Origin of the sequence: Mucilaginibacter sp. NFX135 (assembly GCF_048565145.1) — a bacterium.
GTDB lineage: Bacteria > Bacteroidota > Bacteroidia > Sphingobacteriales > Sphingobacteriaceae > Mucilaginibacter.
On the sequence record NZ_CP183412.1, the window covers coordinates 1703521 to 1716979 of the forward strand.

Below are 13459 nucleotides of genomic sequence, written 5' to 3' on the forward strand. Positions count from 1 at the left end.
CAATAAGTACGTTAATACTTTAGTTATCACATAACTCCTGCAATAAATTAGTAAATAAATTTCTAATGAAAAAAGCAATTTTTATTTTCTTAGTTGTAGTTCAAATTTGTAAGGCGCATGCTCAAAGTACTACACTAAGCCTGGAGTTGTATGGGGCAAAAGCCGATGGCGTTGTCTTGTCAGACGGTAATATTAATGCCGGGAGTTCAGTATTAACCAGCCCAAGCGGAGCATTTAAAAAAAGCGACGTTGGTAAACAAATTTATATCACAGGGGCCGGTACGGGGGGCAATACTTTAATAGCCCAGATATCGTCTGTGAACTCGGGCTCATCAGCTAGCTTGAGTACCAATGCTATGACTTCTGTAAGCAGTGCGGGTATTACTTATGGCACTGATTGTACCAACGCGTTTATTACGTTTAATAAAAAGGCCCGGACATTAAATGGCAAAAAAGTCATTTTGAAAATGCAGTCGGGAACTTATCTAACTTCCTTTAATAACTGGATAAGTGGCATTAAAAACCTTACCGTTAACGGGAATGGTTGTAATGTGATTTGTACGCATGGGGCTATTGATCCATTAGGATCTCCGCATGCCAACGCTGGTCTTTATTCTCCTTCCTGTTTTGACAATGTGGATAATAATTATTACACTAATAAAAACATATCCGACGTTAGCTATGGCTATAAAATAAATAGCGCTCAGGCTAAAACAAATCTTATAAAAACCATAAGTCCACAGGATGCCGGCAATTTTAACGTGGGCGATTGGGTGCTGCTTTATGGTCTGCATCATGAAGATTTTGGTGGATTTCCGCCCGACCCAAGATATTTTGAGTATGCTAAAGTTAAAACGATAGATGCAACTTCGGGAACCATTTATCTGGATAGAAAGCTGGTTAATAGTTATGATTCCGGATGGCCCGATGGCTTGTTAAAAGGAGGAGTAGGGGCACCAAGAATTATAAGTTTGGACAGAGATAATTTTACCACAATGGAAAATTTAGTGATGAACGATATCACCTTTCTTCCATTTAATGGTTGGACAGGAAAATATGCAGTAAGTATCCGAAATGGAAGATTTGAACTTTATGGGTTTATTAGAGCTACCATTTCAAATTTAAATGCACCTGCTGCCTATTTAGGCCAAGGTAAGAAATTAATAATCAACCGAACTACATTTAAATATTACTGTGAACCCGATAAAGTACTGGATTCAACAATAATCAGGAGCTCCAACATTACCTCTATGACAAATGCGGGTGGTTTAAATGTATTACAATTATTGAATAGCACATTTAATGGACCGCTTAATGCCAGTCCACGGGTAATCTATATGGATGGTAATACCTTTAATACTACAGGTACTACCTCACAATCATTATTAAGCATAGCTTTTAATAAAGGTACAGATTCAATCAAAATAGGATCTAATATCTGGAATTGTACAAACAGAGCACGCACCGCGTTGTTTTCTCCAGCCAATTCAATAAAAATGACTGTTGGGAGTGTGGTTGATAATAATACCGTAACAGTTCCATATACTGCGTTTGTTCGTGATAAAAATTCCAGGCAGGTAACTCCTAATGCTATTGGTTATACAGCTAATAAGAGTAATAAATTTGTAGTAAAACGGGTATTCAGATACGATGCTGATAATATTGGGGTTATGGGTACTTTTACCCAGACACCTAACCCCGGCGATGTATTTGTATTCTCTTTAGCCCCTAACATACAGGTTTTGGGTAAGCAAACTAAAAACGGATCATTTGCCGGCCAGTACAAGCTTTTTCAGAATGTAGATACTAAAACAAACTTGATGTATAAGGCGAATTCTTATAAATAACTCAAATTTTAAACGCATTAAAGTTAATTATTATACCTGTTGTTAATGGGATAACATCTTTAAAAAGATTGACTGTTGGTAGACGCAATGATTATGGTGGAAAAGTTTATACAATAAAAATTAATAAAATTCACGGTTATTTGATCGAATAAATTTACTTTTGGTATTATAAAATTGAAAAATTTATAATATAAAAAGTAGTTATTGGTATTCTAATTTAAAGATGAGTAAAAAAAAAATTCTTCTCATCAGCCACAATTTCTCTCCAGAACCAACCGGCATCGGTAAGTATAACGGCGAAATGATTGATTGGTTGGCAAAGAACGGATACGATTGCACCGTTGTTACTACATACCCTTATTATCCATATTGGAAAGTACAGCCGCCTTATAAAAATCGCTGGTATAAAAAGGAGGTAATCAAGTACCCCCAAAATGGTAATTTGTTAACAGTATTCCGCTGTCCGTCATACGTACCCGCAGATCCGACCGGGAAAAAAAGAATGATTCAGGACTTCTCGTTTTGGTCATCCATGTTCTGGAAAATCCTTCAATTGGTAATTACGCGTAAAAAGTATGACCTGATCATTACTGTGGCGCCTCCTTTTCATTTAGCTTATTTAGGTTTAATGCTTAGAAAATTAAATGGGGGTAAATTACTTTACCATATTCAAGATCTTCAGATTGAAGCGGCACAGGATTTGAACATGCTATCGAGCAAAAAGCTGTTTGACTATATATTTAAAATCGAAAAGGATATATTGACGAAAGCTGATCATGTAAGTAGCATCTCTGAAGGAATGATCGGTAAAATAAAGGCTAAGGTAGATAAGGACATTTTGTTTTTTCCGAATTGGGTTGATACTACTCTTTTCTTTCCGCTTCCATCGCGTCATTTATTAAAAAATAAGTGGGGATATCAAACAAATGATATAGTTTGTTTGTACTCTGGGGCAATAGGTGAGAAGCAAGGGCTTGATAACATACTAAAGGTTGCCGAGATTTTGCTTGATGTAAAAAATATTAAATTTATAATTTGTGGTTCTGGCCCGTATAAAGACAAGCTTATTAAAACAGCCAATGAGCGCGGGCTCGAAAATGTGCAGTTTTTACCGGTGCAGGAAAAAGAAGTGTTTAATGAGTTTTTAAATATGGCCGATCTTCACCTTATTTTGCAGAAAGCAGGTGCAAGTGACCTGGTGATGCCATCTAAGTTAACAACTATTTTGGCTGTAGGTGGAGTTTGCATGGTTACTTCTTCTGAAGACACATCATTGTATAATGTTGTAAGCAAGTATAATGTGGGTTACATTGTTGAACCTGAAAATGAAGAACTGCTTGCAAAAGCCATTGGTGAAGTTGAAACGAATTCGGATATTGAACTAAAAAGAAATAATGCGAGGGATTACGCTTTAAGATTTCTCAGTATAGATAATGTTATGGGAGATTTTATGGATAACATTATTTAACAATGTTCTTGTTTTTTTATGAAAATATTAATTAAATAGCATATTTAATGATATATTGCAGGGTTTTTATTGTTAATTATGTAAATAGTCAAAAAAAACGGAACTTTGTGGTGTTGATGTTTAAATATTTTAAGTCACTACTATATAAACTATGAAAAAAATTGCCCTCATTACAGGTATAACCGGACAGGACGGTGCTTACTTAACAGAGTTGTTATTAGCTAAAGGATACGAAGTGCATGGCGTTAAACGCCGTAGTTCTTTATTTAATACCGATAGGATTGATCATTTGTATCAGGATCCTCATGATGATGACCAAAGGTTGATACTGCATTATGGTGACTTAAGTGATAGCACCAATTTAATACGTATCATTCAGCAGGTTCAACCCGATGAGATCTATAACCTGGGTGCAATGTCTCATGTAAAGGTAAGTTTTGATACGCCGGAATATACAGCTAATGCTGATGGTATCGGAACATTACGTTTATTAGAGGCTATCCGTATTTTAGGATTAGAGAAAAAAACAAAAATTTATCAGGCTTCTACGTCTGAGTTATATGGTTTGGTTCAGGCTGTTCCACAGTCAGAAACTACCCCTTTTTATCCTCGTTCCCCATATGCGGTGGCCAAAATGTATGCTTACTGGATAACCGTGAACTACAGGGAAGCTTACGGCATTTATGCTTGTAATGGTATCTTATTTAACCATGAGAGCCCTTTGCGCGGCGAAACATTTGTAACCCGTAAAATAACAAGAGCAACAGCTAAAATAGCGATGGGTTTACAGGATAAATTATTTTTAGGTAACCTTGATGCACAACGAGATTGGGGACATGCTAAAGATTATGTTGAAGCGATGTATCTGATCCTGCAACAAGAAACACCTGAAGATTATGTTATTGCTACTGGTGTAACCACAAGAGTGCGCGAGTTTGTTCGACTGGCTTTTGCAGAGGTTGGAATAGTTGTTGAATTTAAAGGTGAAGGTGCAAAAGAAAAGGGTTATGTAGTAAGTTGTGCAAACCCTGATTTCCAAATTGAAATTGGTAAAGAAGTAGTTGCCGTTGATGAAAAATATTTCCGTCCAACCGAAGTGGATCTCTTAATAGGCGATCCTACAAAATCAAAAACAAAGCTAGGATGGGAGCCTAAATATGATCTGCAGCGCCTTGTAAAAGAAATGGTTGCATCTGATGTGGATCTTTTCAGAAGAGAGAAATTGTTAAAGGATTCAGGCTACGCTATTAGAAACCAGTTCGAATAAACGATATAATGGATAAAAATTCCAGGATATATATAGCAGGCCATAAGGGCATGGTTGGGTCTGCTATATATCGAAAATTACATAAAGAGGGGTTTGATAATATCATAACCCGTAATTCATCCGAGTTAGATCTTCGTGATCAGCGAGCAGTTACGGAGTTTTTTGATGCTGAAAAACCTGACTACGTATTTTTGGCTGCAGCTAAAGTAGGCGGCATTATCGCTAATAATACATACCGGGCAGATTTTCTGTATGAAAATTTGCAGATCCAGAACAACGTTATTCATTCATCTTATGTTAATAAGGTAAAAAAACTAATGTTTCTGGGTTCAAGTTGTATTTACCCCAAATTGGCTCCGCAACCCTTGAAAGAAGAGTATCTACTAACGGGATTGCTTGAACATACCAACGAACCTTATGCCATAGCCAAAATTGCAGGTATAAAAATGTGCGATGCTTATCGTGACCAGTACGGGTGTGATTTTATTTCGGTAATGCCTACCAATTTGTACGGTTATAATGATAATTATCACCCGCAAAATTCGCATGTATTGCCGGCGCTTATCCGTCGTTTTCATGAAGCGAAAGTGCAGCAATCGTCTGATGTTACTATCTGGGGTACAGGTTCACCAATGCGCGAATTTTTATTTGCTGATGACCTGGCTGAAGCTTGTTATTACCTAATGCAGAATTATGACGAGGCCGGTTTGGTAAATATTGGTACAGGTGAAGATCTGTCGATCAAGAATCTGGCCCTGCTCATCAAAAAAATAGTTGGTTATGAAGGTGAAATTAAATTTGATACCTCGAAACCAGATGGAACTCCAAGAAAATTAATGGACGTCTCTAAACTGCATAGCAAAGGCTGGAAACATACTATTGAGTTAGAAGATGGTATAAAGTTAGCTTATCAGGATTTTCTTTCTAAAATATAAATAAGTCAGAGGAACAATAAAATATGTCAACTCGTAAACGGATATTAATAACCGGAGCAGCCGGCTTTCTGGGTTCGCACCTGTGCGACAGGTTCATCAAAGAAGACTACCATATAATTGGCATGGATAACCTGATCACCGGCGATCTGCGTAATATTGAACACTTGTTTAAACTGGAGAATTTTGAGTTTTATAACCATGATGTATCCAAATTTGTACATGTTCCCGGCGAGCTGCATTACATACTGCACTTTGCTTCACCGGCAAGTCCTATTGATTATTTAAAGATCCCGATCCAAACCTTAAAAGTAGGTTCATTGGGTACACATAACCTGCTGGGGCTGGCCCGGGCCAAAGGTTCCCGGATGCTGATCGCTTCAACCTCTGAAGTTTATGGCGACCCGAACGTAAACCCCCAGCCCGAAGAATATTGGGGTAATGTAAACCCGGTAGGTCCAAGAGGTGTTTATGACGAAGCCAAACGTTTCCAGGAAGCCATTACCATGGCTTATCATACTTTTCATGGCCTGGAGACCCGCATTGTGCGGATCTTTAATACCTATGGCCCCAGGATGCGCTTAAATGACGGGCGTGTATTACCCGCCTTTATTGGCCAGGCGCTAAGAGGCGAATCATTAACCATGTTTGGCGATGGTTCACAAACCCGATCATTTTGTTATGTAGACGACCTGGTTGAAGGCATTTACCGCCTGCTGCACAGTGATTACGCGCAACCGGTAAACATCGGTAACCCGGATGAGATCACCATTAAACAATTTGGTGAAGAGATCATCAAGCTAACCGGTACCGATCAAAAGCTCATCAGCCTGCCCTTACCGGTTGATGATCCTAAACAGCGCCGGCCGGATATTACCAAGGCCAAAGCTATTTTAGGATGGGAGCCCAAGGTATCCCGGAGCGAGGGCTTAAAGATCACCCTGGATTATTTTAAATCCCTGCCCGAAAAAGAAATAAACCACAAGGATTTTGCATACTATAATAAATAACATACACTACCATACTATATAAGAAGCATAAAACAATCGTAATATAGCGGATGAAGGTGGATATGATCCGGGTGTATTACATTTAACATTAACAATTAAACTACATGAAAAATATTACGAAGATTTGCTGTATTGGAGCAGGGTACGTAGGTGGCCCAACCATGGCAGTAATTGCTAAAAAATGCCCACATATTCAAGTTACCGTAGTGGATTTGAATGTGGCACGCATTGCAGCCTGGAATGATGAGGATACAAAAAATATCCCCGTTTATGAACCTGGTTTAAGCGAAGTAGTAGCTGAGGCGCGCGGGCGTAATTTGTTTTTTTCTACCGAAGTAGACAAGGCCATAGACGAAGCCCAAATGATATTTATATCTGTTAATACACCAACCAAAACCTATGGCGCCGGTAAAGGGCAAGCTGCTGATTTGAAGTGGATTGAGCTTTGCGCAAGACAGATTGCGAGCGTTGCCAAGGATAATAAAATTATTGTTGAAAAATCCACCTTACCTGTCAGAACAGCAAGCGCCATAAAGGATATCCTTACCCATACAGGTAACAATGTTCAGTTTCAGATACTATCAAATCCGGAATTTTTAGCCGAGGGAACAGCTATAGAGGATTTGGATGCCCCTGATCGTGTATTAATAGGCGGCGACAGCACCCCGGAAGGTAAAATAGCTGTACAGGCTCTGGTTGATGTGTATGCTAACTGGATCCCAAGAGAGCGTATATTAACCACTAATGTTTGGTCGTCAGAGTTGTCAAAGCTAACAGCTAACGCATTTTTGGCACAACGTGTATCATCCATTAACTCACTTACCGAAATTTGCGAACAAACAGAAGCAGATATTAATGAAGTTGCAAGAGCAATTGGAACAGACAGCAGAATTGGCCCTAAGTTTTTAAAAGCTTCAGTAGGTTTTGGTGGTTCTTGTTTCCAAAAAGATATTTTAAACCTGGTGTATATAGCCCGTAGTTATGGTTTGCAGGAAGTAGCTGATTATTGGGAACAGGTAATTATTATGAATGATCACCAGAAAAGGCGGTTTGCAAATCAGATCATCAAGAACCTGTATAACACAGTTAACGGGAAGAAAATAACATTTTTAGGTTGGGCGTTTAAAAAGGATACAAACGATACCCGTGAATCAGCAGCTATTTATGTAGCCGATCATTTATTACATGAACAGGCTGATATTGCCGTTTATGATCCAAAGGTGCCGGAAGTGCAAGTGTATGCCGATCTGGACTACCTGCGCACCCGGGAGCAAGAAGAGAATAAAAAAGGGGTTAACGTTTTCAAAGATCCTTATGAAGCCTGCAAAGGCTCGCATGCTATTGCTGTTTTAACAGAGTGGGATGAATTTAAAGGTTACGACTGGCAAAGGATCTATGACAATATGTTAAAACCAGCTAAAATATTTGACGGAAGGAATTTACTTGATGCTGATAAATTAAGGGCCATTGGATTCCAGGTACGGTCAATAGGTACTAATGTTTTGGAAAAGTGATCTATTGTGCCTAAAGAAGTTTAAGTTTAGAGGCAGTTGCGAAATTCGTAACTGCTTTTTTATTCTGTATTTTTAACCCTGATATTTGTATTCAACATATATTACATGTTATTAATCCCCCTTTTTACCATATGAATAAAAACAATTATGCGATCATCATGGCAGGCGGCATCGGAAGCCGTTTTTGGCCAATAAGCCGGTCATCGCATCCCAAACAATTTATAGATATCCTGGGCACAGGCAAAACGCTGATCCAAAACACGTACGAACGTTTTCTGAAAGTATGCCCTAAAGAAAACATTTATGTAGTGACCAATGAGAGCTACACCAAACTTGTAAAACAGCAGTTGCCGGATATGGCCGATGGCCAAATCCTGACCGAGCCGGTGATGCGCAATACAGCACCCTGTGTAGCTTACGGCTGTTTTAAGATCGAAAGCCTGAACCCGGAAGCGGTTATCGTAGTGGCCCCCTCAGATCAGCAGATCCTGGACGAGGACGCCTTTGTGACAGCTATTGAAAAATCACTGCAGGCGGCAGTTTCAACCGACAGTCTGATCACCCTGGGTATCAAACCATCGCGCCCGGATACAGGTTATGGTTATATCCAGTATACCGACCAGGCCATTAACCAGGATTTTCATAAAGTAAAAACATTTACTGAGAAACCTACACTGGAGATAGCGAAAACCTTTATCCAGAGCGGTGACTTTTTATGGAACGCAGGCATCTTTGTATGGTCGGCTAAGGCAATCGTAAAAGCTTTCGGGCGTCACCTGCCCGAGATGCATGAGATCTTTGCAGAAGCCCGGCCGGTGTATAATACCGAAGAGGAAAAGAGTTATGTGCATAAAGCCTATCAGCAATGTATCAACATCTCGATCGATTACGGGATCATGGAAAAGGCCGACAATGTGTATGTACTGCCATCGGCTTTTGGCTGGAGCGACCTGGGTACCTGGGCCTCGATCTATGACCTGGCCGAGAAGGACTATGTAGGCAACGTGGTGATCCCCTCAGAAAAAGTGATCATGTATGATTCATCCAACTGTATGGTGAATGTACCGGGCGAAAAGCTGGTGATACTGCAAGGGCTGCATAATTTTATCGTAGTAGAATCCAACAACACACTGCTGATCTGTCCGCGAGACCAGGAACAGAATGTAAAACAGGTGGTGGCTGATGTGAAAGCCAAGTTTGGTACTAAGTTTATTTAACATCCAGTTTTGTTCATTTTTGAATAATAGCTCACAACTTTAATAATATGTAATAGCTTTGCATATCCGGTTTTGATCGACGAGAAACATTAATAATATATGACTATTACTCCAACCCCGATTGAGGGGCTTATTGTTTTAACCCCGCGTATTTTTAACGATGACAGAGGGTATTTTTTCGAATCATTTAATGAAAGAACTTTCTGGGATGCCGTAGGGGTTAAAATTCAATTTGTACAGGATAATGAATCATTCTCAACAAAAGGAGTATTACGTGGCCTTCATCTGCAAAAAGGAGAGCATGCGCAAGCAAAATTAGTAAGAGTAATACAAGGAGAAGTATTGGATGTAGCTGTTGATTTGCGTAAAAATTCACCAACTTATGGTCAGCACTACAGTGTGGTATTAACGGCAGATAACCATCAGCAGTTTCTTATCCCCAAAGGCTTTGCGCACGGGTTTGTGGTATTAAGCGATACTGCCATTTTTCAATATAAATGTGATAATTATTATAATAAACAGGCCGAAGGTGGTTTACACTATGCCGATCCTGCTTTAAATATTAACTGGCGATTAGGTGCGGATGAGTTGATCGTTGCAGATAAAGATAAAGAATTGCCCTTTTTAAAGGATGTTACCGATCTCGGGTTTTAATAATAAACATCAATTTTTAGACAAGTATAGCTATGCAAAACATTGTGGTTTTTGGGGCTTCCGGACAACTGGGGCAATGCCTTAAAAAAGTTTCGGCCGAAAAGGACATAAATTCCATCATTTTCCCCCCTGAAGCAGAAGCCAATATCCTGGATACTGATGCCATATCAAATGTATTTGAACAATACAGACCGGCTTACGTCATTAACTGTGCTGCCTATACTGCTGTTGATAAAGCGGAAGATGACGTGGATATGGCCCGTAAAATAAACAAAACTGGGGCAGCCAACCTTGCGCAGGCCTGTAAGCAATATGGTGCTATATTGGTTCATACGTCAACAGACTTTGTTTTTAAGGGTGATAAACCTTATCCGCTTGTTGAAACGGATCTAGCAGATCCTATAAGCATATATGGTCTTACTAAGTTGGAAGGTGAACAGGATGTTATGGGTATATTACCACAGCACTTCATTATACGTACCAGCTGGTTGTACTCTGAATACGGTAATAATTTTGTGAAAACCATGCTCAAATTAGGTGCCGAACGCGATGAGCTCAAAATTATAGCCGACCAGGTAGGAACGCCTACTTATGCCATTGACCTGGCTGCTGTCATATTAGCTATCATTACATCGGGCAGCGAAAGTTTTGGAATTTATCATTACAGCAATGAAGGGGTAACCTCTTGGTATGATTTTGCAAAGGGGATATTTGACCTGTCAGGAACCCAGGTGAAAACGTATCCGATACGCACCAACGAATATCCAACAAGGGCCACCCGGCCCGCATTTTCTGTGATGGACAAAGCAAAGATCAAAACTACTTTTAATATCCAGATACCTTACTGGCGGGATAGCCTGATAACCTGTTTAGAAAGACTTAGTCCACCAGCCCCCTGAAGGGGGAGTTTGCCGATGTGCAAATGACAAATTTTAGATGTGCAGATAAAAATGCCATCAAAAACAAGGCCCTGTTTCTTTTGAGAAACAGGGCCTTGTTTTTTAAATCCTAAATAGGTACCCCATTTTGTTAAAAAAGTGGGTTTGCATGATTTTACACTTTTTATGGTTAATATTGATTTATATAATTGATAATCAATTAATTATGTTTTTTAGAAAAAATTATGTAAACCCCAGTTTATAACAAATTAGTCCGCTTGTTAAGGGATTATGCTTACCCCTATCTTTTAAATACAAAGCCATTTACTAAACCATCTGCATATCCAAAATTTGCACATCTGCACATCAAGAAGCTCAGGGAGTTACGCCAGTATTGTTCCGGCGGCTACGGTTTCGTTAGTGGCCTCGTCAACCAATATCAATGAGCCGGTGATACGATTTTTACGATACTCATCAAATACAACGGGCTGGGTAGTACGCAGGCGTACGCGGGCCATCTCATTCATTTTGATATCACCTGCATTTTCCAGTTTTTCCATCGTATTAATGTCCAGTTTGTAGCTTACCTCTTTAATAATAGCCATTACCTCACGGGTAGTGGTTTTTAAGTGGTATTTAGCACCGGGGCGTGGCCCTTTAGTGCCCATCCAGCAAAGCATAACTTCCAGGTCCTGGCTTACTTGGGGTTCGCTATCGTCTTTTACGATCATATCACCGCGGCTGATATCAATATCGTCTTCCAGCGTAATAGATACAGACATAGGCGCAAACGCTTCTTCAACCGGTCCGGAATAGGTATCTATAGATCTGATTGATGATGTTAAACCAGATGGCAGAACGGTAATTTTGTCGCCCGGCTTAAATATGCCTCCGGCAATCCGGCCAGCATAACCACGGTAGTCGTGATATTCGGCCGCGTGCGGGCGTATTACTGTTTGTATCGGGAAGCGGGCATCTGAGTGGTTCTCATCACTGCCTATATGGATAGTTTCCAGGGTATGCAGCAGGCTCTCGCCTTTATACCATGGCATGTTTACAGAATCGTTTACTACGTTATCGCCTTCCAGCGCGCTGATGGGTACATAACGAATGTCGGTAACATCAATCTTGGCTGCAAAATCTTCGTATTGTTCAACTACCTTGTTAAATGCCTCTTCGGAATAGTCGACCAGATCCATTTTATTGATACATACAATAATATGAGGAATCTTTAATAGCGAGGCGATGAAAGAGTGTCTGCAGGTTTGCTCTACAACACCTTTGCGGGCATCTATCAGCACCAAAGCTAAATTAGCCGTAGAAGCGCCGGTAACCATGTTGCGGGTATATTGGATATGCCCCGGGGTATCGGCAATGATGAATTTACGTTTAGGGGTGGCAAAATAACGGTAGGCAACATCAATGGTAATACCTTGTTCTCTTTCTGACCGTAAACCATCAGTAAGTAAAGAGAGATCAATATGCTGTAAGCCCTTTCTTTCGCTCGACTGTTTTACGGCCGCCATCTGATCCTCAAATATCGATTTGGAATCATATAATAACCGGCCAATAAGCGTGCTTTTTCCATCATCTACACTGCCGGCTGTTGTAAAACGTAATAGTTCCATTTTAAATACTAAACTCTAAATACTAAACTCTAAATCCATGAACTTGGAGTCGGACAAAATTCCAAAATCGAAAATTCGAAGTCCGAAATCAAAAATAACCTTGTTTTTTTCTGTCTTCCATTGATGTATCAGAGCGCTTATCATCGCTTCTGTTACCACGTTCGGTGCTGCGGGTGGCTGATACTTCTGCTACAATTTTTTCCAATGTATCCGCGTCTGATTCAATGCCACCGGTTATGGTGATATCGCCCAGTGTGCGGAAACGCATCAGCTTGTTCTCCACTTTTTCGCCATCACGCAGTACTAAAAACTCTGATGCCGGAAGCCAGGTACCATCACGGTAAACGGCTTCGCGGTTATGAGCAAAGTAAAGGGAAGGGATAGCAATGTTTTCCTGCAGGATGTAATTCCAGATATCCATTTCGGTCCAGTTACTAATCGGGAACACCCTGAAATGCTCACCCATGCGTTTACGGCCATTGAAAATATTCCAAAGCTCTGGTCGCTGGTTCTTTGGGTCCCACTGGCCAAACTCATCGCGATGCGAGAAGAAACGCTCTTTTGAACGTGCTTTTTCCTCGTCACGCCTTGCGCCTCCGATAGCCGCGTCGATCTTGTGACTTTCGATCGTATCCAATAAGGAAACTATCTGGAGTTCGTTACGGCTGGCGTTTATGCCGCTTTCTTCAACAGCGCGGCCTTTATCAATAGCTTCCTGTACGGATCCAACAATGAGCTGTACCCCCAGGTCTGCCACCAGGCTATCTCGGAATGCCATAGTTTCTGGAAAGTTATGCCCGGTATCAATATGAATAAGGGGCATAGGTATTTTGGCGGGCCAAAAAGCTTTACGAGCCAGGTGAGTTACCACAATGGAGTCTTTTCCGCCGGAGAACAATATGGCAGGGCGATCAAACTGGGCTACAACTTCGCGTATAACGTATATAGCCTCTGATTCTAATTCCTGCAGATGAGTAAGATAATATTTATGCATTTTAAAACGAAAATCCGCTAAATCCACCTAAATAGTAGTATTTGGCAATC

General features: G+C 40.3%; 11 protein-coding genes. 9 read left to right on the forward strand and 2 right to left on the reverse strand.

Translation table 11 applies throughout. The features are described from left to right. The first annotated feature begins 65 nt into the window (after window positions 1–65). The 9 genes from ACNURT_RS07435 (at window position 66) to rfbD (ending at window position 10808) form a co-directional block, all read left to right on the forward strand. Window positions 66–1847 carry a hypothetical protein gene (locus ACNURT_RS07435; RefSeq protein ID WP_419701193.1) on the forward strand — a complete coding sequence of 594 codons (1782 nt, stop codon included), beginning with the start codon at window positions 66–68 and terminating at the stop codon, window positions 1845–1847. Between the two features lie 223 nt (window positions 1848–2070). Further along, window positions 2071–3315, forward strand: coding sequence for a WcaI family glycosyltransferase (locus tag ACNURT_RS07440; RefSeq protein WP_419701194.1), 1245 nt, complete (start codon window positions 2071–2073; stop codon window positions 3313–3315). A gap of 151 nt (window positions 3316–3466) precedes the next feature. Beyond that, on the forward strand, window positions 3467–4582 hold the full coding sequence (gene gmd, locus ACNURT_RS07445) for a GDP-mannose 4,6-dehydratase (protein ID WP_419701195.1): 1116 nt from the start codon (window positions 3467–3469) through the stop codon (window positions 4580–4582). Between the two features lie 8 nt (window positions 4583–4590). Then, on the forward strand, window positions 4591–5517 hold the full coding sequence (gene fcl, locus ACNURT_RS07450) for a GDP-L-fucose synthase (protein WP_419701196.1): 927 nt from the start codon (window positions 4591–4593) through the stop codon (window positions 5515–5517). A gap of 23 nt (window positions 5518–5540) precedes the next feature. Beyond that, entirely contained in the window at window positions 5541–6524 is a 984-nt protein-coding gene (locus ACNURT_RS07455; protein WP_419701197.1) for a UDP-glucuronic acid decarboxylase family protein, read from the forward strand. Between the two features lie 104 nt (window positions 6525–6628). After that, the gene (locus ACNURT_RS07460) at window positions 6629–8038 is read left to right on the forward strand and encodes a UDP-glucose 6-dehydrogenase (protein ID WP_419701198.1); all 1410 of its coding nucleotides are present in this window, start codon (window positions 6629–6631) and stop codon (window positions 8036–8038) included. 131 nt (window positions 8039–8169) lie between these two features. Further along, on the forward strand, window positions 8170–9255 hold the full coding sequence (locus ACNURT_RS07465; protein ID WP_419701199.1) for a mannose-1-phosphate guanylyltransferase: 1086 nt from the start codon (window positions 8170–8172) through the stop codon (window positions 9253–9255). A gap of 99 nt (window positions 9256–9354) precedes the next feature. Then, window positions 9355–9909, forward strand: coding sequence for a dTDP-4-dehydrorhamnose 3,5-epimerase (gene rfbC / locus ACNURT_RS07470; protein WP_419701200.1), 555 nt, complete (start codon window positions 9355–9357; stop codon window positions 9907–9909). Between the two features lie 32 nt (window positions 9910–9941). Then, window positions 9942–10808, forward strand: a complete 867-nt coding sequence (gene rfbD, locus ACNURT_RS07475; RefSeq protein WP_419701201.1) for a dTDP-4-dehydrorhamnose reductase — start codon at window positions 9942–9944, stop codon at window positions 10806–10808. Between the two features lie 362 nt (window positions 10809–11170). Here the strand turns inward: rfbD and cysN are convergent, their stop codons facing one another. Further along, the gene (cysN, locus tag ACNURT_RS07480) at window positions 11171–12415 is read right to left on the reverse strand and encodes a sulfate adenylyltransferase subunit CysN (RefSeq protein WP_419701202.1); all 1245 of its coding nucleotides are present in this window, start codon (window positions 12413–12415) and stop codon (window positions 11171–11173) included. A gap of 88 nt (window positions 12416–12503) precedes the next feature. Next, the gene (cysD, locus tag ACNURT_RS07485) at window positions 12504–13409 is read right to left on the reverse strand and encodes a sulfate adenylyltransferase subunit CysD (RefSeq protein ID WP_172336407.1); all 906 of its coding nucleotides are present in this window, start codon (window positions 13407–13409) and stop codon (window positions 12504–12506) included. Window positions 13410–13459 lie beyond the last annotated feature (50 nt).